This is a genomic window from Actinotalea fermentans, assembly GCF_007991475.1.
In the GTDB taxonomy this organism is placed as follows: Bacteria; Actinomycetota; Actinomycetes; order Actinomycetales; family Cellulomonadaceae; genus Actinotalea; species Actinotalea fermentans.
Genome location: NZ_BJYK01000009.1, coordinates 645,283 through 665,556, shown reverse-complemented (window position 1 = coordinate 665,556; position 20,274 = coordinate 645,283). Strand labels below are relative to the sequence as shown.

General features: G+C 75.2%; 19 protein-coding genes. 11 read left to right on the top strand and 8 right to left on the bottom strand.

Annotated features, from left to right (window positions below; translation table 11 throughout):
- Window positions 1-142: 142 nt before the first annotated feature.
- The gene (locus AFE02nite_RS15105) at window positions 143-970 is read right to left on the bottom strand and encodes a MerR family transcriptional regulator (RefSeq protein WP_034249036.1); all 828 of its coding nucleotides are present in this window, start codon (window positions 968-970) and stop codon (window positions 143-145) included.
- A 206-nt stretch (window positions 971-1,176) separates the two neighbouring features.
- Between AFE02nite_RS15105 and pdhA the strand changes: the two genes are divergently transcribed.
- From pdhA to AFE02nite_RS15090, 3 genes are read left to right on the top strand one after another with little or no spacing between them, the layout of a single operon-like run.
- Window positions 1,177-2,280: a pyruvate dehydrogenase (acetyl-transferring) E1 component subunit alpha gene (gene pdhA, locus AFE02nite_RS15100; RefSeq protein WP_034249035.1), complete on the top strand. Its 1,104-nt coding sequence runs from the start codon at window positions 1,177-1,179 to the stop codon at window positions 2,278-2,280.
- On the top strand, window positions 2,277-3,335 hold the full coding sequence (locus AFE02nite_RS15095; protein WP_146819920.1) for an alpha-ketoacid dehydrogenase subunit beta: 1,059 nt from the start codon (window positions 2,277-2,279) through the stop codon (window positions 3,333-3,335). Before pdhA ends, AFE02nite_RS15095 begins: the two co-directional genes overlap by 4 nt.
- A gap of 12 nt (window positions 3,336-3,347) precedes the next feature.
- On the top strand, window positions 3,348-4,814 hold the full coding sequence (locus AFE02nite_RS15090) for a dihydrolipoamide acetyltransferase family protein (protein ID WP_146819919.1): 1,467 nt from the start codon (window positions 3,348-3,350) through the stop codon (window positions 4,812-4,814).
- Window positions 4,815-4,873: 59 nt separating this feature from the next.
- Here AFE02nite_RS15090 and AFE02nite_RS15085 read toward each other — a convergent pair whose 3' ends face one another.
- The gene (locus AFE02nite_RS15085) at window positions 4,874-6,736 is read right to left on the bottom strand and encodes an MDR family MFS transporter (RefSeq protein ID WP_261765644.1); all 1,863 of its coding nucleotides are present in this window, start codon (window positions 6,734-6,736) and stop codon (window positions 4,874-4,876) included.
- Between the two features lie 134 nt (window positions 6,737-6,870).
- Here AFE02nite_RS15085 and AFE02nite_RS15080 point away from each other — a divergent pair, with 134 nt between their 5' ends.
- Complete coding sequence (locus AFE02nite_RS15080; RefSeq protein ID WP_261765643.1) at window positions 6,871-9,009, top strand: cytochrome c oxidase assembly protein; 2,139 nt, start codon at window positions 6,871-6,873, stop codon at window positions 9,007-9,009.
- A 1-nt stretch (window position 9,010) separates the two neighbouring features.
- Here AFE02nite_RS15080 and AFE02nite_RS15075 read toward each other — a convergent pair whose 3' ends face one another.
- From AFE02nite_RS15075 to AFE02nite_RS15060, 4 genes are all read right to left on the bottom strand, one after another.
- Window positions 9,011-9,784: an anti-sigma factor gene (locus tag AFE02nite_RS15075; protein ID WP_146819918.1), complete on the bottom strand. Its 774-nt coding sequence runs from the start codon at window positions 9,782-9,784 to the stop codon at window positions 9,011-9,013.
- Window positions 9,785-10,411 (bottom strand): RNA polymerase sigma factor, encoded by a 627-nt coding sequence (locus AFE02nite_RS15070; protein ID WP_146819958.1) that lies wholly within the window; start codon window positions 10,409-10,411, stop codon window positions 9,785-9,787. It lies immediately after the preceding gene.
- A gap of 2 nt (window positions 10,412-10,413) precedes the next feature.
- Window positions 10,414-11,094, bottom strand: coding sequence for a class F sortase (locus AFE02nite_RS15065; RefSeq protein ID WP_146819917.1), 681 nt, complete (start codon window positions 11,092-11,094; stop codon window positions 10,414-10,416).
- Window positions 11,095-11,262: 168 nt separating this feature from the next.
- Window positions 11,263-12,105 (bottom strand): DUF4397 domain-containing protein, encoded by an 843-nt coding sequence (locus tag AFE02nite_RS15060; protein WP_146819916.1) that lies wholly within the window; start codon window positions 12,103-12,105, stop codon window positions 11,263-11,265.
- Window positions 12,106-12,331: 226 nt separating this feature from the next.
- On the opposite strand from AFE02nite_RS15060, the gene AFE02nite_RS15055 reads away from it, so the two are divergent.
- Window positions 12,332-12,556, top strand: coding sequence for a DUF6458 family protein (locus tag AFE02nite_RS15055; protein ID WP_034249180.1), 225 nt, complete (start codon window positions 12,332-12,334; stop codon window positions 12,554-12,556).
- A gap of 131 nt (window positions 12,557-12,687) precedes the next feature.
- Here the strand turns inward: AFE02nite_RS15055 and AFE02nite_RS15050 are convergent, their stop codons facing one another.
- A complete protein-coding gene (locus AFE02nite_RS15050; RefSeq protein ID WP_034249182.1) occupies window positions 12,688-13,185 on the bottom strand; it encodes a hypothetical protein in 498 nt (165 codons plus the stop codon).
- Window positions 13,186-13,272: 87 nt separating this feature from the next.
- Window positions 13,273-14,007 (bottom strand): alpha/beta fold hydrolase, encoded by a 735-nt coding sequence (locus AFE02nite_RS15045; RefSeq protein ID WP_034249184.1) that lies wholly within the window; start codon window positions 14,005-14,007, stop codon window positions 13,273-13,275.
- Between the two features lie 64 nt (window positions 14,008-14,071).
- Between AFE02nite_RS15045 and AFE02nite_RS15040 the strand changes: the two genes are divergently transcribed.
- The 6 genes from AFE02nite_RS15040 to AFE02nite_RS15015 all read left to right on the top strand — a co-directional run bounded on the left by AFE02nite_RS15040 (window position 14,072) and on the right by AFE02nite_RS15015 (window position 20,264).
- Window positions 14,072-14,866 carry a helix-turn-helix transcriptional regulator gene (locus AFE02nite_RS15040; protein WP_261765640.1) on the top strand — a complete coding sequence of 265 codons (795 nt, stop codon included), beginning with the start codon at window positions 14,072-14,074 and terminating at the stop codon, window positions 14,864-14,866.
- Window positions 14,867-15,086: 220 nt separating this feature from the next.
- Window positions 15,087-15,659: a hypothetical protein gene (locus tag AFE02nite_RS15035; RefSeq protein ID WP_146819915.1), complete on the top strand. Its 573-nt coding sequence runs from the start codon at window positions 15,087-15,089 to the stop codon at window positions 15,657-15,659.
- Window positions 15,660-15,706: 47 nt separating this feature from the next.
- Window positions 15,707-16,834 carry an amidoligase family protein gene (locus tag AFE02nite_RS15030; RefSeq protein ID WP_146819914.1) on the top strand — a complete coding sequence of 376 codons (1,128 nt, stop codon included), beginning with the start codon at window positions 15,707-15,709 and terminating at the stop codon, window positions 16,832-16,834.
- Entirely contained in the window at window positions 16,831-17,442 is a 612-nt protein-coding gene (locus tag AFE02nite_RS15025) for an RNA polymerase sigma factor (protein WP_146819913.1), read from the top strand. Before AFE02nite_RS15030 ends, AFE02nite_RS15025 begins: the two co-directional genes overlap by 4 nt.
- Window positions 17,439-18,227, top strand: coding sequence for a hypothetical protein (locus AFE02nite_RS15020; RefSeq protein WP_146819912.1), 789 nt, complete (start codon window positions 17,439-17,441; stop codon window positions 18,225-18,227). The genes AFE02nite_RS15025 and AFE02nite_RS15020 overlap by 4 nt, the downstream gene beginning before the upstream one ends.
- 81 nt (window positions 18,228-18,308) lie before the next feature.
- On the top strand, window positions 18,309-20,264 hold the full coding sequence (locus tag AFE02nite_RS15015) for an NHL domain-containing thioredoxin family protein (RefSeq protein WP_034249187.1): 1,956 nt from the start codon (window positions 18,309-18,311) through the stop codon (window positions 20,262-20,264).
- Window positions 20,265-20,274: the final 10 nt, after the last annotated feature.

Below are 20,274 nucleotides of genomic sequence, written 5' to 3'. Positions count from 1 at the left end.
TGTCGTTCGTATCCGGATCCTTGTTCGCGCCGGGAGGGGTGGCGCGGGGGTGCGCCGGGAGGGGTGGCGCGGGGGTGCGCCGGGAGGGCCGGCGCCAGGTGTCTACTCCGGCGGAGGGCCGGCGAGGGGCGGCGTCGGGCCGTCAGTCCGGGACGACGATCGGGAACTGGATCTCCGTCAGGTAGTCGGCGGGGCTCGGCGCCTCCTGCGGGCCGTTCAGGTAGACCTCCCGGGGCGCGCCCGTCGCGGAGTGCCCGTGCTCGGCCACCCATTGCTCGACTGCCGCGTACGCCGGCCCGACCTCCTCGTACGGGCCGCGGTGCACCGTCGACGCGACCAGCTCGGCGGGCCGCTCCTCCCCGGCGACCTCGCCGATCCCCGGGAACGGCGTCGCCGTCGGGAAGGCGAGCTCCACCTCGCCCTCGCCGCCACCGTCGGCGTCGACCATCTCCGTCATGACCAGCGTCGGCGGCCCGGCGAACCCTGCCCCCGACCGCCCGACGGCGGCCGCGATCGTGGCGAAGCCCTCCGCCACCGCCGGCCCGACGTCGTCGGCCGTCACCCGCCTGCGCAGCACCGCCAGGTGCGTCGCGGGCAGCTCCTTGACCGTCACGTCGTACGTCATGGGTCTTCCCTCCTCCTCGATGAGCCGTCGGAGGTACGCGAGCATCCGGGTCTCGTGCTCCAGCCGGTCCTCGAGCCGCGCGCGGTGCCGGTCCATGACCTTGGCGACGACGTCGTCGTCGGCCGCGGCGAGCACCTCGGCGATCTCGTCGAGCGGCATCTCGAGCGAGCGCAGCACGCGGATCACCTCGGCTGACGTCGCCTGGGCGTACGTGTAGTACCGGTAGCCCGACGCCGGGTCGACCCACGCCGGCTCGAGCAGCCCGGCGTCGGCGTAGTTCCGCAGCGCCTTGACCGACAGCCGCGTGACGCGCGAGAAGCGTCCGATCGGGATCAGCGTGTCCATCGCTCGCGTCCCTCCCCTCACCTGCACGGTGGGGTCTCCCCTTACGGGAAAGTCAACACCCGCCGCCATGCGGGCGGGAGGCGCTCGTTGGAGGGATCGCACAAACGGCCGGGGCCGGTTTGTCGGCCGCCCGCAGGCGCTACCTACGCATCCGTAGCCTACGGTTTCGTAAGTCAGCACGTCCGTCCCCGGAGAGGACCTCCCCGTTGGTCGAGACTCCCCCACCGGTCCAGCTGCTCGCACCCGACGGCGTCCGCGTGGCCCATCCCACCTACGACGACGCGGTCGCCCGCCTGACCCCGGACCACCTCCGGGCGATGTACGGCGACATGGTGCTCGCGCGCCGCTTCGACACCGAGGCGACCGCGCTCCAGCGGCAGGGCGAGCTCGCGCTCTTCGCCCCGGCGCTCGGCCAGGAGGCCGCGCAGATCGGCTCCGCGCACGCGCTCGCGCCGCAGGACATGGTCTTCCCGAGCTACCGCGAGCACGGCGTGCTGCACACCCGCGGCATCGACCCGCTCGACGTGCTGAGCCTCTTCCGCGGCATCGACTACGGCGCGTGGGACCCCCGCGCGTCGGGCGTGCACCTGTACACGCTGGTCATCGGCTCGCACACGCTGCACGCGACCGGCTACGCGATGGGCGTGGCCCGCGACGGCGCCGTGGGCACCGGCGACCCGGCGCGCGACACCGCGGTCATCGCCTACTTCGGCGACGGCGCGACGTCGCAGGGCGACACCAACGAGTCGCTCGTCTTCGCCGCCGTGAACGACGCGCCGATCGTGTTCTTCTGCCAGAACAACGGCTGGGCGATCTCCGAGCCCACCAGCAAGCAGTCGCGCGTCCCGCTCGCCGACCGTGGGCTGGGCTTCGGGATCCCGACGGTCCGCGTGGACGGCAACGACGTCCTCGCCTGCTGGGCCGTGACCCGCGAGGCGCTGAACCGGGCCCGGTCCGGCGGCGGCCCCACCTTCGTCGAGGCCGTCACCTACCGCATGGGCGCGCACACGACGTCGGACGACCCGACCCGGTACCGGACGTCGGAGGAGGAGGAGTCGTGGCGGCGCCGCGACCCGATCGACCGGCTGCGCGCCTACCTCGAGGCTACCGGCGAGCTGCCCGAGGCGTACCTCGCGAGCGTCGAGGCGGAGGCTGAGGCCCTGGGTGCTCGGCTGCGCCAGGGCGTCCGCGCGATGGCGGCGCCCGACCCGGCGTCGATGTTCGACCACGTCTACGCCACGAGCCACGCGGGCGTCGCCCGCGAGCGCCAGGAGTACCTCGCCTCGACAGCGACCGGGAGCGACCGATGACGATGACCCAGACGCGCCCGAGCGGCGCGGCCCAGGCGAACGGCGCGGCCCGCGCCGGCGACGACGGCCTCACGACCCTGACCATGGCCAAGGCCATCAACCTCGGCCTGCGCGCGGCGCTCGCCGCGGACCCGCTCGTCCTGCTCATGGGCGAGGACATCGGCGCACTCGGCGGCGTGTTCCGCGTGACCGACGGCCTGGCCGCCGAGTTCGGCACCGACCGCGTCGTGGACACCCCGCTCGCGGAGTCCGGCATCGTCGGGACCGCGATCGGGCTCGCGATGCGCGGCTACCGGCCCGTGTGCGAGATCCAGTTCGACGGGTTCGTGTTCCCGGCGTTCGACCAGATCACCACCCAGCTCGCCAAGATGCACTACCGGACGCGCGGCAAGCTCTCGCTGCCCGTCGTCATCCGCATCCCGTTCGGTGGCGGCATCGGCGCGGTGGAGCACCACAGCGAGTCGCCCGAGGTCCTCTTCGCGCACACCGCGGGCCTGCGCGTGGTCTCGCCGGCGTCGCCCGCTGACGCGTTCACGATGATCCAGGAGGCCATCGCCTCGCCGGACCCGGTGATCTTCTTCGAGCCCAAGGGCCGCTACTGGGAGAAGGGCCAGGTCGACCTGGGCCGGCCGTACGCGACGCCGTCGGGCGGGCTGGACCGGGCGCGCGTGGTGCGGCGCGGGACTGACGCCACCGTGGTCGCCTACGGGCCGACCGTGCACACCGCCCTCAAGGCCGCCGACGCCGCCGCCGCGGAGGGCAGGTCGCTCGAGGTGATCGACCTGCGCTCGATCTCCCCGCTCGACACCGACACCGTGGCCGAGTCCGTGCGGCGGACCGGGCGGTGCGTCGTCGTGCACGAGGCGCCCGTGGCGTTCGGGACCGGCGGCGAGATCGCCGCCCGGATCACCGAGGCGTGCTTCTACCACCTGCAGGCGCCCGTGCTGCGCGTGGGCGGCTTCGCGACGCCGTACCCGATCGCCCGGCTCGAGCACGAGTACCTGCCGTCGGTGGACCGCGTGCTCGACGCCGTCGACCGCGCCGTCGGCTTCTGAGAGGGGCACCGCGTGCCGCAGTACCAGCAGTTCCGCCTGCCCGACGCCGGTGAGGGCCTCACGGAGGCCGACATCGTCGAGTGGCGCGTCGCCGTCGGCGACCGCGTCGCCGTGAACCAGCCGATCGTCGAGATCGAGACCGCGAAGTCGCTGGTCGAGCTGCCGTGCCCGTTCGACGGCGTCGTGACGGAGATCCTCGCGGCGGTCGGGGAGACCGTCGACGTCGGGACGCCGATCATCACCGTGGACGTCGACCCCGACGGGCCGCCGGCCGCGGAGCCGGACGCGCCGGCCGGAGCGGGCACCGACGTCGTGCAGGACGCCGAGGCTGCCGGGGGCGCGGCGGCCGGGGTCGAGCCGGTGGAGGCCGACGCCGGGAGCGGCGCCGTCCTCGTCGGGTACGGGACCGTGGAGTCCGCGCCGAGCCGGCGGGCGCGCCGCGCGTCGGAGGCGGCGGCCGAGCTCGCGAGCCCGCCGTCGCCGCCGGGGCCTGCTGGGCAGGGCGGCACCGCTGAGGCAACCGCTGCACAGGCCGGCTCCGCCGCGCCGTCGGGCGTGGGCGGCGACGGCGAGCATCCCGTGCTCGCGAAGCCGCCGGTGCGCAAGCTCGCGAAGGACCTCGGCGTGGACCTCAGCACGGTCAACCCGACCGGGCCGGGCGGCATCGTGACCCGCGAGGACGTCCTGGCGCGCGCGAAGGAGAACGAGCCGAAGGTGCTGGCCACGTACGCGAACGACGACCAGCCGTGGCTCGCCTCCGGCACGGTGTCGCCCGACGGGCGCTCGACGCACGTCCCCGTGCGGTCGGTGCGCAAGCGCACGGCCGAGGCGATGGTGGCGTCGGCGTTCACGGCGCCGCACGTGTCGGTGTTCCACACGGTCGACGTGACGAAGACGATGCGTCTGGTCGAGCGCCTGCGCGCGGACCGCGAGTTCGCCGACGTGCGCGTGACGCCGCTGCTCATCGCCGCGAAGGCGCTGCTCCTGGCCGTGCGGCGGCACCCCGAGGTCAACGCGTCGTGGATCGACGAGGACCAGGAGATCGTCTACAAGCACTACGTGAACCTGGGGATCGCGGCCCAGACGCCGCGCGGGCTCATCGTGCCGAACATCAAGGACGCGCACCGGCTGTCGCTGCACGAGCTCGCGACCGGCATCGCCGAGCTCACCGCCAAGGCGCGCGCGGGCACGACGTCGCCGGCGGAGATGTCCGACGGGACCATCACGATCACCAACGTCGGGGTGTTCGGCATCGACACCGGGACGCCGATCCTCAACCCCGGTGAGTCCGCGATCCTCGCGTTCGGCGCGATCCGCGAGCAGCCGTGGGTGCACAAGGGCCGGATCAAGAAGCGCTACGTCACGCAGCTCGCGCTGTCCTTCGACCACCGCCTGGTCGACGGCGGGCTGGGCTCACGCCTGCTCGCCGATGTCGCGGCGGTCCTCCAGGAGCCGGCCCAGGCCCTGGTCTGGGGCTGACGCGGGCGCCTGGGCCGAGTGGCCGTGAAGCCTTTGCATCACCTGGTGATGCGAAGGCTTCACCGCTCCGGCGTCACACCCTCCGCGCGGATCGCCTCCGGGGCGATGCCCTGCTCCGACGCCGCGACCGCCGAGGCCGTCTGCGACGTCGCCGCCACGTCCTCCCGGCCCTCCGCACCCGGCGCGCCCGCGGCGTCCTCGTCGAGGCGGCTCTGGATGCCGCTGACCTGGCGCAACGCGAGCTGCGGCAGCGTGAACGAGAGCGCGAACGCGACCACCAGCACGCACGCCGCCACGAGCATGACCAGCCCGATGCTCTGCGCGAAGCCCTCGAGGAAGGGCGCCGCGAGCCGCGGGTCCAGGTGGTTGATGAACGACGAGTCGTTCAGGGACGGCACCGCACCGCCGCCCGCGTCCCCGCCGCCCTGGAGCATCGCGATGACCGGCGCGTTCGCGGGGTCGCTCGTCACGGACTCGTCGGCCAGCGCGGCCTGGAACGCCGGCGTCCCGGAAGCGGCCTGGAACGCGGCGCCGATCTTGTCCCCGACGGTCGAGAACAGGATCGACAGGAACACCGCGGTCCCGAGCGTCCCGCCCATCTGCCGGAAGAACAGCGACGACGACGTCGCCACGCCCATGTCCCGCGGCGGCACGGCGTTCTGCACCGCGAGCACGAGCGGCTGGAAGCAGAAGCCGAGCCCGGCGCCGAAGACCGCCGACCGCCATCCGACGTCGAGCAGCGTCATGTCGGCGTGCACGCGCGAGAGCAGGAAGGCGCCGACGACCAGGAACGCCGTGCCCAGGATGGGGAAGGTCCGGTAGTGCCCGGTGCGGCCGATCGTCTGGCCGGATACCACCGACGTGACCATGATCCCGAGCGTGAGCGGCAGCAGGGCGAGGCCGGCCGCCGTCGGGCTCATGCCCTTGGAGATCTGCAGGAACAGCGGCAGGCCGGCGAGCGCGCCGAACATGCCCATGCCGATGACCGTGTTCACGATGGCGCCCATGCCGAACGTGCGGTTCCGGAACAGCCGCAGGGGCAGCAGGGCGTCGTCGCCGGCGCGCGACTCCGCGAGGACGAACAGCGCCAGCCCGACGACGCCCACGCCGTAGCAGGTCAGCGCGACGGGCGAGGCCCAGCCCCACTCGCGGCCCTGCTCGGCGACCAGCAGCAGCGGGACCAGCCCGGCGGCCAGCAGCAGCGCGCCAGGCCAGTCGATCCGGTGCGTCACGCGGCGCAGCGGCGGTAGGTGCAGCACCCGCCAGATGACGACGACGCCGGCCACCCCGAGCGGCACGTTGACCAGGAAGATCCAGCGCCAGCCGGTGATCCCGAGGAACGTCGCGGCGTCGGCGAAGAAGCCGCCGATGATCGGGCCGAGCACGGAGGAGACGCCGAACACGGCGAGGATGTACGCCTGGTACTTGGCGCGCTCCCGGGGGCTGAGCATGTCGCCGAGGATCGTGATGGCGAGCGACATGAGGCCGCCGCCGCCGAGGCCCTGGATGGCCCGGTACCCGGCGAGCTGGTACATCGACGTGGCGGTGCCGCACAGCAGCGAGCCGGCCAGGAACAGCCCGATCGAGATGAGGTACAGCGGCTTGCGGCCGTAGATGTCGGAGAGCTTGCCGTAGAGCGGCGTCGAGATCGTCGAGGTGATCAGGTACGCCGTCGTGACCCAGGCCTGCAGCGAGAGGCCGTTGAGGTCGTCGCCGATGGTCTTGATGGCGGTCGCGACGATCGTCTGGTCGAGGGCCGCGAGGAACATCCCCATCATCAGGCCGAGCAGGATCGTGAGGATCTGCCGATGGCTCATCGTGAAGGAGGCGGGGCCCTCGTCGGGAGGCGCGGCCGCTGCCGAGGTGGCGGGCGTGGGCGCGGGCGTGGCGGGCGCGGTGGTGCTGGTGGGGGGGTCACTCACCGGCACACGGTACGCCCGGAAACCGACACTTACCGTGGAAAATCCCCGGCGGCCCGGACGCCGCCCGCGCGGCCCCCGTCCGCCCCGACGACGTCTCGCCCGTCGCCACCGGCGACGACGCCTAGGCTGGCCGCGTGGTGTCCGCCGGTGCTGGTCGTGGGGTCGCGCCTGACGCCGTCCCCGACAGCCCCGCCGTCCCCGACAGCCCCGACGTCCCCGACGAGGCGCCGGCTGTCCCCGATGGGGCGCCGGCCGGCCCCGAGCGTCGGGCGCTGAGCCCCGTCGGCGCCGCTGCGGCCGCGCTCACCGCGCTCGCCGCGGCCCTGCTGGCGCTGTGGGTCTCCGGGGCCGCCGAGTCGCCGCTGCTGGGCGACCCGGGCGCCGTCGTGCGCTGGGGGCTGCCCGCCGTGACCGGGCTGGTGGACCTCTCCGCCGCCGTGACGATCGGCGCGCTCGCCCTGGGTGCGTTCGTCCTGCCCCGCGGCGGCGGCCGCGCGCGGTCCGACGGCGCCGCCTGGCCCGCCGCACTGACGCTCGCCGCGTTCGCCGCCGGCATCTGGACGGTCCTGGCGCTCGCGGAGCTCGTCCTGGCGTACGCGAACATCGCCGGCCGGCCCGTGGGCGGCGAGGGGTTCGACGCCGAGCTGGGGCTCTTCGTCACGTCGATCACGCTCGGCCGCACGCTGCTCGGCGTCGTCGCGCTCGCGGCCGTGACCTGCGTCGCTGCCGTGCTCGTGACGACCCCGCGCGGCGCGCTGCTCACCGGGCTGCTCGCCGCGACCGCCCTGGTGCTGCAGTCGCAGTCGGGTCACGCGTCGGGGGCGGTGAGCCACGAGCTCGCGATCTCCTCGATGTTCCTGCACCTCGGCGGCGTCACGCTGTGGGCGGGCGGGCTCGTCGCGCTCGCGGTCCTCTACCCGCGCCTGGGCGGCGACCTCCCGGCGGCCGTGGCGCGGTACTCGAGCCTCGCGGGCTGGTGCTTCGTGGCGGTCGGGGCGTCCGGCGCGGTGAACGCGTGGATCCGCCTCGGCGGGCCGGACGGGCTCGACTCCACCTACGGCGGCCTGGTCCTGGCGAAGATCGCCGCCCTCGCGACCCTCGGCGCGTTCGGCTGGGCGCACCGCCGCGCCGTCCTGCCGCGCCTGGCCGGGCGCCCGCGCCTGTTCTGGCGGGTGGCCGCCGGCGAGGCCGTCGTCATGGGCGCGACCTTCGGCATCGCGGCGGCGCTCGCGGCCACGGCCCCGCCCGTGCCCGACGACGCCCCCCTCACCACGGCCCTCACGCCCGCCGAGATCGTCACCGGCCACCCGCTGCCGCCGGCGCCGACCGCCGAGCTGTGGCTCACCAGCTTCCGCTGGGACCTGCTGGTCGCGCTCGGCTGCCTGGCCGCCGTCGTGGTCTACCTGCGGTGGGTGCGCCGACTGCGCGCGCGCGGCGACCGGTGGCCGCTCGGCCGGACGATCTGCCTGGTCAGCGGCATGCTCGTGCTGGCCTGGTCGACGTCGGGCGGGCCTGCGGTGTACGGGCACGTGCTGTTCAGCGCGCACATGGTCCAGCACATGCTGCTGGTCATGGTGGCGCCGGTGTTCCTGGCGCTCTCCGCGCCGATCACGCTCGCGGCCCGCGCCCTGCCGGCCCGCGCGGACGGGTCACGCGGCCCGCGCGAGTGGATCCTCGGCATCGTGCACTCGCGGGTGGCGACGTTCTTCGCCAACCCCGTGGTGGCCTGCATCAACTTCGCCGGCTCGATGATCGTCTTCTACTACACGCCGCTGTTCCCGCTGGCCCTGGAGACGTACCTGGGGCACCTGCTGATGGTCGTGCACTTCACGCTCGCGGGGTACCTGTTCGCGAACGCGCTCGTGGGCATCGACCCCGGGCCGCGGCGCCCGGCGTACCCGGTGCGGCTGATCCTGCTGTTCGCGACGATGGCGTTCCACGCGTTCTTCGGCCTGGCCCTGGTGGAGGGCGAGGTGCTGCTCGCGCCCGACTGGTTCGGCCTGCTCGGCCGGCCGTGGGGCCCGCCCGCGCTCGAGGACCAGCAGGCCGGCGGCGGCATCGCGTGGGGGGTCAGCGAGCTGCCGATGCTGGTCCTCGCCATCGTGCTCGCGTTCTCCTGGACCAAGGACGACGAGCGCACCGCCCGTCGCCGCGACCGCGACGAGGCGCGCACGGGCGACGCCGAGCTGGTCGCCTACAACGCGATGCTCGCGCGGCTGGCGCGCGGCGAGAAGCCGGACGACGCCGACCCGGACGAGCGACCGGCCGACTGACTCAGGCCTGGCTCACGGGCGTGACGGTGATCCCGAGCAGCCCGCGGACGATCGAGTCGCCCGAGTGCGCCGGGTTCCCGTCGGTGGGCTCGCGGGAGACGTCGACGACCGGGTACTCGGTCAGGTCGACGCCCGCCGGGACGAGGAAGCGACCCTCCTCGCCGTCGAGCAGGCCGAGGCTGACCAGCCCGGACACGTCCTCCTTGAGCAGCCAGACCTCGCGCAGGCCGTCGGTGTCGCCCGCGCCGCCGGTCTCGTCGACCGTCAGCACCAGCACGCGACGCCCGTCGGCGTCCTCCTCGACCTCCGCGTGCCCGACGGCGTCCCACCCGGGCAGCGCCTCGAGCTGGGCCTGCGCGACGACGGCGGGTGCGGGGGCGTCGTCGCGGTTCGCGAGCCATGCGCCGCCGAGCCCACCGACGACGACGCCGGCCGCAGCGGCCGACGCGATCCAGGCGGGCGTGCGGCGCCGGCGCAGCGGCAGCACGGTGGCGGCGGTCGGCCGGTCCTCGGCGGGCGCGGGTGCGGGTGCGGCCGGCGTCGGGAGCGGGGCGGCCGTCGAGAGGCCGAGCTCGGACTCGATCGCCGCCCACACGCGGGCCGGCGGCGCGACGAGGACGTCGTCCGGCCCGACCGCGCGACCGGCGCGCACCGCGCGCTCGAGCTCGGCGACCTCCTCGGCGCAGCGCTCGCACACGGCGAGGTGGGCCTGCGCCGTCGGGTCGGTCTCGCCGAGCGCGATCAGGGCGAGGACGTCGGGGTCCACGTGGTCCACCTACCTCACCTCCAACCGGTCGCGCAGCCGCAGGAGGCTGCGCCTGATGTGGCTCTTCACCGTGCCGAGGGGCAGGTCGAGCCGGGTCGCGATCGCCTCGTGCGTCAGGTCCTCGTAGAACGCCAGGGCCAGGATCGTGCGTTGTGGCTCGCCGAGCCGGGCCATCTCGTCGGCGACGGTCAGGCGGTCCGCGAGGTCGCCGGCCTCGGCGGGCGCGGGCGTGTCGGGGGCGGCCGCACCGGCGACGGCGAGCGTCGCGCGGGTGTCCCGGCTGCGCCGCCGCTGGACGTCGGTGATCGCGTTGCGGGCGATGCCGACCAGCCAGGCCGGCAGCGGTCCGCGCGCGGGGTCGAAGCCCGACCGGCCGCGCCAGGCCGCGACGAACACCTGCTGGGTGACGTCCTCGGCGTCGTCGGCGTGGCCCAGCGAGCGGAGGGCGAGCGTGTGGACCAGGGGCGACCAGCGCCGGTACGCCTCGGCGAGCGCCGCCTCGTCGCCGCCCCGGAAGGCGTCCGCGAGCACCGCGACGTCAGCCGCCTCTGCGGCGCCCGTCTCAGCCGGGAGGGACAGCGGCCGACTCCTTCGCTCGCCGGCGGCCGCCCGTGTCGGCGGTGCCAGGGTGGTCATCATCACCCGATCGGTTCGGCAGTGACAATCACGTTGTCCGAGTAGCTGCGGCGGTCCTGGTGCCAGACGCCGCCGCAGGTCACCAGCACGAGGCGGGGGCCGCCGTCGCGCAGGAAGACGTCGCCCCAGGCCACCTCCGGCTTGGCGACGCTCGACCGGCCCGTGACGGCGTAGGTGACCACCGCGCCGTCGGCCCTCGTGACGCTCACCGCGTCGCCGACGGCGAGGTCGCCCAGCTTCGCGAACGGCCCGAGGCCCGCTGAGGCGACCGAGTCGACGTGCGCGGCGATGACGACGGTGCCGTCCGGGTCGCCCGGCGCCGCGCCGAACCGGTACCAGCCGGCCACCTCGGCCTGGGGCGGGATCTCCATCTGGCCGTCGGGCTGGACGCCCACGGGCTCCACCGGGAGGGCGATGCCCAGCGCGTCGATGGCGAGGCCGGTCGGCGGGACCACCTGCTCGGCCGGGGGGAGCGTGGCGGCCGAGACGGGGACGTCGGGGACGTCGGCGGGCGGCGCGGGCGCAGGGGTCGGCGCGGTGCTGGTGGCCGGTACGCGGGTGAGCGGCGCGGCGTCGTCGGCCTCGGCGGCGCAGCCCGCGAGCAGGCCGAGGGCGAGGGTCGCGGCGACGGCACCCTGGGTGCGGCGTCGGCGGCGGCCGCCGGGGGCGGGCTCGGGGGTCATGACGGCTCCTCGCGGGACGTGCGGGCTGGTCGAGGGCGGGGTGCCTCGCAGGCAGGGGGCCGGGCGCCCGACGCGGTTGGCGCTCCCCGGGTGGGTGGGGACCGACGTCGGGCGCCCGGCCGGTGGCTGCGCCCGGCCCGACGAGGCTCGGGCCGGGCGCGGCCGGTCTCAGCGGTCGACGCTGACGGCGACCGTCCGGCGACGCGCCACGCCCAGGCCGGCGATGGCGGCGACGCCCACGCCCGCCATGGCGGCGATCAGCCACGGGGTGGCGGAGGAGCCGGCGTCGGTCGACGCGAGGCCGAGCTCACCGGAGGGGACGCCGGCCGGCGCGGAGTGCAGGCCGCCGATGGTCTGCGCGGCGATCGCGAGGTTCTCGGCCTCGAGGCTGCCCCACGCGTAGACGATCGTGTTGACGCCCTCGGAGATCGTGACGTCGGTCGGGCCGAGCACCGGGTCCGTGGTGCCGGTCGCGGCGACGGCGGCCGAGACGGTGCCGGCCGGGAGGTTGAGCACCTGCTCGTCCGGGTTCGCCAGGTTGGTGATCACCGGGGAGCCGCCGGCGAGGACGTCGACGGCCGGGGCCGCGGCGACGTGGCGGACGGTGAGCCGGCCCTGGCCGGCTGCGGTCTGCGAGATGTCGTTGGTGAACAGCGAGGCGGTGGGGTCGCCGTCGGCGTCGAGGTGGGCGACGGCGGTGTAGTTGCCGCCCGCCGCGAGCGGCAGGTCCACGGGCCCGATGGCCGGCGAGCTGGCGTCGGCGGCGTCGGACGCCGTGATCGCGACCGTGTAGGTGCCGGCGGGCAGGTCGAGCGGGCCGGCCAGCTCGCCGGGCTCGAAGTCGTCGAGAGTGCGCTCGCCGTTGACCCAGACGTCGACGGTGAGGCCGGGCACGCCGTGCAGGACGGAGAGCTTCGCGGTGGTCGCGGCCGTCGCGGGTGCGGCGGCGGCGATGGCCAGGCCGGCGGTGGCGCCCAGCGCCACGGCGGTGGTGATCGGTCGAGTGCGCATCGGTGTCTCCTTGCTGAGGCCCCGTGGGGGGCACCGAAACTGATTGACACCTCAACTACGTGGGTGGCCCCGGGTCTGGATGCAGCCGGATGCGACGTTTTTCAGCGGACCTCTGAACTCACCCGAACGGGTCAAACCCGGCGTTCGACGCGCGGGGTCGGCGTGCCTCGGTGATGATCGAGGGAGCCCGGACCCCCGTCCGGCCCGCACAGAAGGAGGCACGACCGTGGGAATCGGCAGCGGGATCTTCCTGATCGTCGTCGGCGCGATCCTCGCGTTCGGCATCGAGCCTGACGCCTGGAGCGTCGTCAACCTCAACGTGGTCGGCTACATCCTGATGGTGGGCGGCCTGATCGCCCTGATCCTGTCCCTGGTGGTGACGCAGCAGCGCCAGCGCAGCCACCACGTGGTCGAGCGCTACGACGACCGCTACCCGCCGCCCGCGGTCTGACCGCTCTCGTCCGGCGACGGCACTGGGCGGCCTGGCCCGCCCCTGCTCCGCTGCGCTCCGCATGCCCGAGCCGATCCCCGGCCGGGCCGCCCAGCGCCGCCGCCTCCCTGGGAAAACGTCGTCCACCGGGGCTAGCGGAGGCGGGCGTCGCCGATCTCGACCTCGATGGCGACCTGGCCGCTCGTCAGGCCCACCCCACGCACGACGACGCCCGTCGCCCGCGCGTCGACCGCCGCCTGGGCGTGGGCGACCAGGACCGGGCCGTCCTCGCCCGGGCGCAGCTCGACGACGTCGGGCGGCAGGCCCTGCGCGGCCAGCGCGTCTGCGATGGCGCCGGTCAGGTGGTTGAGCAGCCGGTCGACCGTGAGGCCGCGGGCCTGAGCCGCGAGCGCGAAGGTGGCGTCGCCGTCGGCGAACCCCAGGAAGCGCGCGGTGACGGTCACCTGGCCGGCCAGGGCGGCGCCGAACCGCAGGAGCCCGGAGGCGCCGGGTAGGAGCGCCGGGTCGAGATCGACCTCGACGGCGTCCCCGGCCTCGCCCGCGGCGCGGACGCCGAGCACCATCGCAGGCAGCGGCCGTGCGGCGCGGGCCAGCCGCACCGCCTCGTCGACGGTCACCTCGATGCGCACGCCTGTCTCCTCCGCTCGTCGGTCCGGACCGAGCCCCATCATGCGCGAGGTCGGGCCCGTCCGCCCGAGCCGACGTCCGGCAGCGGGTCAGCGACGGGACGCCGCGACGATGGCGGCGGCCAGGTCGGTCGGGCGGGAGAACATCGGCCAGTGGCCGGTGGGCAGGTCGACGTACTCCACGTCGGCGTAGGCGCCCAGCTCGGACGGCATCTGGCCCGAGCCGATGAGCTCGCGCAGCAGCGGCGACGGGAGGCTCGTGCAGATCGCCGTCACCGGGACGGCGAACCGCCGCGCGTCGTGCACGTGCACCGGCGCCGTCGCGACGCCGCCGGGGTGCGGCATGGCCCGCGCCCGCCACGTGGCCAGCGCGTCGTCGTCGACGCCCTCGAGGCTGCTGCCCTCCGCCTGGAGCTCGGCCCAGGTCGGCAGCGGGACGTCGGCGCCGGGGTCGCCCGGGCGGAGCGTCATCCCGTCGTTCAGCGGGCCGGAGTCGACGTAGACGACGCGGCGCAGGCGGCCGGGCCGCTGGTCGGCGACCATCTGCGCGACGAACGCGCCGCCGCTGTGGCCCACCAGCACGACGTCGCCGTCGAGCCCGTCGACGAGGTCGCGGACCGCCGCGACCTGGTCGTCGAGCGTGATGCCGGGCCGCGGCTCCTCGGGCGTGCCGGGCGCGCCCAGACCGGGCAGTGTCACCGGGTGCGGTGCGAGGCCGGCGTCGCGCAGCGCGGGCACGACGGCGTCCCAGGCCCAGGCGCCGAGCCAGAAGCCCGGGACGAGGACGACGTGCGTGGTGGTGCGGGGGGTCTGTGTCGTGGTCATGGCACCACCCTCGCGGGGCATCGGTGACACCCGTCTGTCACCGATGTGTCACGAATCTGTCAGCATGGACGACGTGAACCGCACCGACCGCCTCTACGCGATCCGCGAGGAGCTCCGGCGCGCCGGCCGCGCGGGCACGACGGGCGCGCGGCTGGCCCGGCTGTTCGAGGTCAGCGAGCGGACCATCAAGCGCGACGTCAGCGCGCTCCAGCAGGCCGGCGCGCCGATCTGGGCGCAGTCCGGCCCGGGCGGCGGGTACGTGCTGGACGCCTCGGCGAGCCTGCCGCCGGTCAACTTCACGCCCACGCAGGCCGTCGCGATGGCGGTGGCGCTCGCCACGCTGCCGTCCGGGAGCCCGTTCGCCGTCGACGCCGCCGCCGCGCGCGGCAAGCTCTGGGACACGCTCGGGGAGCGCGACCGTCAGCGCGCGCAGCGGCTGAGCGCGCGCGTGTGGACCCGCCCGACGCCGCCGCGCACCTCGCGCGGCCCGTTGCCCGACGGCGTCGCCTCAGGTCCTGCGGGCCAGGCTCCCGACGGCCTCGCACCGGTCGCCGCGGACGCGCCTGCGCCGGCGCCCGCCGTGCTGCGCGCCGTCGAGCAGGCGCTGGGCGACGAACGCGCCCTGGTCATCGCGTACGCCGGCCGCGACGGAGCGGTCACGCAGCGCACCGTCGAGCCGATCCTCCTGGCCCACACCGGCGGCCGCTGGTACCTCGTCGCATGGTGCCAGCTGCGGGTGGCGATCCGCTGGTTCCGCCTCGACCGGATCGCCGACGCCCACCTCACGGCTGAGCGCTACGTGCCCCGCGACGTCGCCTCGGTGGGCGAGCCGCCCGCGGGGTCCGCGCCCGTCGCCTGACGAGGCGCCGCTCGCGCCCCGCCGTCGAACGTGCGGCACCGTGTCGAACATGCGGCACCGTGTCGAACGACGGTTGCTCGTCCGGCGCACCGGTGTTCGCGCTCGAACACCCTGCCGGCCGCGAGGTCGAGGAGACCCACCGCGCCGCGGACTCCACACATGCGTGGGCCGGCCGCGTCTTGAGAGAGCACGCACCGACGAGCTCTCCCGGAGGAGACCGATGAACCCCAAGAAGACCGTGAACCGCCGTCGTCGCCTGGTGGCCGGGGGCATGATCGCCGCCTCGCTCTCGCTCGCCGGCGCAGGTGCTGCGATCGCGGCCGGCCGCGGCGCGGCGGACGACGTCCCCGACCCGGCGCTTGCCGGTGACCCCGTGGCGCAGGAGCCCGTCGAGGACGCCGCCGCCGCTGCCGCGTACGACGCCTTCTGGGCCGCCGGGTACACGAGCGATGACCTCGTGGCGCTCGCCGCGCTGTGGCAGCTGGACCAGGCCGAGACGAAGGTCGCCGCGGGTCAGCTGCTCCTCGCGGGCGAGGAGCTCCCGATCGCCCCGGGCAGCAGCCCGGTCACCGAGACGGACAGCGACGGGACCGACTGGTCGACTCTGCCCGACGGGTACACCCGCGAGCAGTACGAGGCGTTCTGGGGAGCCGGCTACACGGCCGACGACCTGGCCGCGCTTGTCGCCCTCTGGAACACCGACGAGATCCAGACCAAGGCGACCGCCGGGCAGATGATCCTCGACGGGCAGACTGTCCCCGTGGCCCCCGGCAGCACGACGGCCGCCTCCTGAGCCGAGCCCCGACCGTCCCCAGCCGGACCGACGAGACGAGGACCCACGTGGACGAGCTCGCGCTGCGCACGGGGTTCGAGGTCGAGCTGCTGGCTCCCGTTGGCTCCGACCGCCAGGACCTGGCCGACGCCCTTGCGACGCGGTGCGGGGGGTCGGTGCGGCGCTCGTTCCACCTGGACAGCCAGCTGTCGCCCGTCCCGGGCGTGGGGGTGTTCCGGCACCTGTCGCCCGCGTTCGACGTCGTGACGGCCGAGGGCCGTCCGGTGGCGCGGCTCGTCGACGACATCACGATCGAGGCGGACCTCGCCCCGGCGCCCGGGTCGCAGCCGGTGCGCGGGCGGCGCGGCTGGTACCGGGTCCTGTGCGACGACGCGCGGCTGCTCCGCCTCGTCGAGCGGCAGGCGGATCCGGAGGCGCCGCTCGAGGGTGTGCTCGAGCCGATCGCGCAGCTGTTCGGCGTCGTGACCGAGGTGATCGCCGGAGCCGCGCGGGTGAACGACGCCACGGGCGCGACGATCGCCGTCGCCATGCCGTTGCCCCCGGGCCGGGAGCGTCCCTGCGAGGTGATCACGCCGCCGCTCGCGACGGGCCACCGGGCGGCGCTCGAGGAGCTGCTGGCACCCGCGCGCGAGCTCGGCTTCACCGTCCCCCGCGAGGCCGCGGTGCACCTGCACGTGGACGGCGCGCCCTTCCGGCGACCGCACGCGTTCGCCAACGTCGTCCGGCTGTTCGCGCACTGGCGCGAGCCGCTCGGGGCGGCCCTCGGCACCAACCCGGCCTGCCGGCGTCTGGCGCCGCTGCCCGCGGCCCTCGTCGAGCTCGTCGAGCAGCCGTGGCCCGACGGCGCCGGTGATCACGACGGCGCCGACGCCGTCGGGTGGGCCGGGTTGCGCGCCGCGGTGCGCGAGGTGGGCATCACGAAGTACGCCGACGTCAACCTCACCCAGCTCGTGTCGGCGCGCCCGCTGCGCGACACCCTGGAGGTGCGCATCCTGCCCGGTGCGATCGACGCGGACGCCATCGTGCGCCGCACGGCGCTGGTGCACGCGCTGCTGCTGCGCTGCACCGCTCGGGCGCCGTTGCCTCACCCGGGCGCCGACGCCGTCGGCGACCCGTGGGGCGCGCTCGAGCGCCTCGCGGCCGGAGCGGGCCTGGCCGTGGGGGTCGCGCGATGACCGCCCCGCTGCGTGCGGTCGCCTCGGACACCGGCCCGATCCCGGTCGTCGCGCCCGCCAGGGCGAACGAGGCCGCCCGGCCCTCCGACGCGGGCCCCGCCGACCGCCCGTTGCTCGACGACGTCGCCCGCGCGCTGCTCCCCGGGCTGCTGCGGTACGCGACGGTCCTGACCGGCGACGGGCACGTCGCCGCCGACATCGTGCAGGAGGTGCTGCTGCGTGCCCACGTCCGGTGGGCGCGCATCTCCCTGCTCGACCGCCCGGACCTGTACCTCAAGCGCATGGTGACCAACGAGCACCTCTCGTGGCGGCGCCGGTGGCACGTGCGCACGGTCCGGCCGGCTCCCGACGACGTGCTCGCGGCGCATGCCGCACCGGCGGACGACCACGCCGATGCCGCCGCCGAGGACGCCGCGATGTGGCAGCGCCTGGCCGCCCTGACACCACGGCAACGCGCCGTGCTCGTGCTGCGGTACTACGAGGGCCTCGCCGACGCGGAGATCGCCTCCGTCCTGGGCACATCGAGCGCGACGGTGCGCTCGCACGCCTCCCACGCACTGGCCGCGCTGCGCCAGACCGATCTCACGATTGCCCCGGAGACACGATGAAGGAGCACCGCGGGGATCCCGTCCCCCAGGAGTCCGCACCCGCGCACGCGTCTGCGCACGAGCCGGACGACGAGCTCGCCCGCCGCATCACCCGCGCCCTGCGTTCGCGGGAGGCCCTCACGCCCGCGCCGGCGTTCGTCGCCCGGCGCGTCGAGGCGGAGCTCGCCCTGCGCGCCGGTCGCCCGACGTCGGCCGGCGCTCGCCGTCAGGACGCCCTCCGTCAGGGCGCCCGGCGTCACGGGGGAAGGATCGTCGCGGCCGGCGCCGCGACCGGAGCGCTGGCTGTCGGCGTCGCGGGCGCGGCGGCCGCCGCCGTCGCCGACCCGTACTCCGATGTCGCCCGGGCGGTGGAGTCGGCCGCGCAGGCGCTCGGCATCGACTGGTCCCCGATGCCCGCCGGCTACTCGCGGGACGAGTACGACGCGTTCTGGGCGTCCGACTACACGAACGACGACGTCGCGGCGCTGAGCGAGCTGTGGAACACCGACCTGATCCAGACCAAGGCGACGATCGGCCAGATGCTGCTGGACGGCGAACCGGTGCCGATGGTGCCGGGCAGCGCCCCGCAGGGGACCGATGAGGGCGTCTGGTCGACCTTGCCCGACGGCTACACGCGCGAGCAGTACGAGGCGTTCTGGGGCGCCGGCTACACACAGCAGGACGTGTCTGCGCTCGCCGCCCTCTGGAACCTGGACGACACGGAGACGAAGGCCCGCGCGGGCCAGATGCTCCTCGACGGCGAGCCCGTCCCGGTTGCCCCGGGCAGCACCCCTGCGGACTCCTGAGCGCGGCGGGCACCCGGCCCGGAGGCCGCCGTCCCTCGAACCTGAGGCATAGGTCCGGGCGGCGTCGTGTTCACTACCTCTGTGACCCAGACGAGCCCCGCCCGCCTGCCCCGCGTCCGCGCGTCCGAGCTCGTGGGCCGTGGCTGGCTGAACACCGGCGGCCGCGACGTGACCCTCGCGGACCTGCGCGGCAAGGTCGTCGTCCTCGACTTCTGGACGTTCTGCTGCATCAACTGCCTGCACGTCCTCGACGAGCTGCGCGAGCTCGAGGCGCAGTACCGGGACGTGCTCGTCATCGTCGGCGTGCACTCGCCGAAGTTCGTGCACGAGGCCGACCCGGTCGCGCTCGCCGCCGCCGTCGAGCGCTACGAGGTGCACCACCCGGTGCTCGACGACCCCGAGCTGACCACCTGGTCCGCCTACACCGCGCGCGCCTGGCCGACGCTCGTCGTGATCGACCCCGAGGGGTACGTCGTCGCGCACATGGCGGGCGAGGGGCACCGGCGCAACCTCGAGATCCTGGTCGCGGACCTCGTCGCCGAGCACGAGGCCAAGGGCACGCTGCACCGCGGGGACGGGCCCTACGTGCCGCCCGCGCCGACGTCGGGCACGCTCCGCTTCCCCGCCAAGGCGATCCGCCTCCCCGCAGCGGACGGGCAGCCAGGCAACTTCCTCGTGGCCGACGCCGGTCACCACTCCCTGGCGGAGCTCGCGCCCGACGGCGAGACGCTGGTCCGCCGCATCGGCTCCGGTGAGCGTGGCCTTGCCGACGGCGGTCCCGCCGACGCGCGGTTCTCAGAGCCGAACGGCCTGTGCCTGGTCCCCGACGAGCTGCGCGGCCGGATCGACGCGGACGTGCTGGTCGCCGACACGGTGAACCACGCGATCCGGGCGGTCCGCCTCGACACCGGCGAGGTCACGACGGTCGCGGGCACCGGCGAGCAGTACATGGTCGGCGGCGGGGAGAACGTGCTCCCGGACGTGCTCGGCGCCGGGGCCGACCGGTCCGGCGTCGGCTACCAGGGGCCGCCCACCTGGATCCGGCTGTCGTCGCCGTGGGACATCGTCTGGTCGCAGGACCTGGCCGCGTTCGTCATCGCGATGGCCGGCAACCACACGATCTGGGCCCTCGACCTGGAGCAGAACCAGATCCGCCGCGTCGCCGGCACGATGAACGAGGGCCTGCAGGACGGCCCGGGCGACGAGGCGTGGTTCGCGCAGACGTCGGGCCTCGCCGTCGGGCCGGACGGCCGCGTCTGGCTCGCGGACTCCGAGGTGAGCGCGCTGCGCTGGCTCCAGGTGGACCGGTTCGGCGGGGTGCAGGTGCGCACCGCCGTCGGGCAGGGGCTGTTCGACTTCGGCCACCGCGACGGGCCCGCCGACGCCGCGCTGCTCCAGCACCCGCTGGGCGTGGCCGTGCTCCCGGACGGGTCCGTCGCGATCGCGGACACCTACAACGGCGCCGTCCGCCGCTGGGCCCCCGCGCCCGACCGTGACGGCCCGGGCGAGGTGACCACCCTCGCGCGCGACCTCGCGGAGCCGTCCGGCCTGCTCGTCGACGTGCACGACGACGGCCGCATCGACCTCGTGGTCGTGGAGTCCGCGGCGCACCGGCTCACCCGGGTCGCGCTGCCCGCGCGTCTGGCGGGCGAGGTGCTCGACGCGGGCGCCCACCGCACGCAGCGGCCGGTCTCGGAGATCGGCAGCGGCGAGGTGCGCCTCGACGTCGTCTTCACGCCCGCGGCCGGCCAGAAGTACGACGACCGGTACGGCCCGTCGACCCGCCTCCAGGTCTCGGCGACCCCGCCCGACCTGCTGCTCGACGGCGCGGGCGACGACGTGCCGCTCACCCGCGCGCTGCGGGTCAACCCGCTGGTCCGCGAGGGTGTGCTGCACGTGACGGCGCAGGCGGCGTCGTGCGACGCGGACCCGGCCATCGAGTACCCGGCCTGCCACCTCAACTCCCAGGACTGGGGCGTCCCGGTCCGGGTGACCGACGGCGGCCCGAGCGTCCTCACGCTCCCCCTGCACGGCTGACCCCGGCGCC

What these genes read in the sequence shown, in the direction of transcription:
- AFE02nite_RS15105 (WP_034249036.1), bottom strand. Translation starts at nt 970, where the DNA reads ATGGACACGCTGATCCCGATCGGACGCTTCTCGCGCGTCACGCGGCTG.
- AFE02nite_RS15095 (WP_146819920.1), top strand. Translation starts at nt 2,277, where the DNA reads ATGACGATGACCCAGACGCGCCCGAGCGGCGCGGCCCAGGCGAACGGC.
- AFE02nite_RS15070 (WP_146819958.1), bottom strand. Translation starts at nt 10,411, where the DNA reads ATGACCACCCTGGCACCGCCGACACGGGCGGCCGCCGGCGAGCGAAGG.
- AFE02nite_RS15065 (WP_146819917.1), bottom strand. Translation starts at nt 11,094, where the DNA reads ATGACCCCCGAGCCCGCCCCCGGCGGCCGCCGCCGACGCCGCACCCAG.
- AFE02nite_RS15060 (WP_146819916.1), bottom strand. Translation starts at nt 12,105, where the DNA reads ATGCGCACTCGACCGATCACCACCGCCGTGGCGCTGGGCGCCACCGCC.
- AFE02nite_RS15045 (WP_034249184.1), bottom strand. Translation starts at nt 14,007, where the DNA reads ATGACCACGACACAGACCCCCCGCACCACCACGCACGTCGTCCTCGTC.
- AFE02nite_RS15040 (WP_261765640.1), top strand. Translation starts at nt 14,072, where the DNA reads ATGGACGACGTGAACCGCACCGACCGCCTCTACGCGATCCGCGAGGAG.
- AFE02nite_RS15035 (WP_146819915.1), top strand. Translation starts at nt 15,087, where the DNA reads ATGAACCCCAAGAAGACCGTGAACCGCCGTCGTCGCCTGGTGGCCGGG.
- AFE02nite_RS15025 (WP_146819913.1), top strand. Translation starts at nt 16,831, where the DNA reads ATGACCGCCCCGCTGCGTGCGGTCGCCTCGGACACCGGCCCGATCCCG.
- AFE02nite_RS15020 (WP_146819912.1), top strand. Translation starts at nt 17,439, where the DNA reads ATGAAGGAGCACCGCGGGGATCCCGTCCCCCAGGAGTCCGCACCCGCG.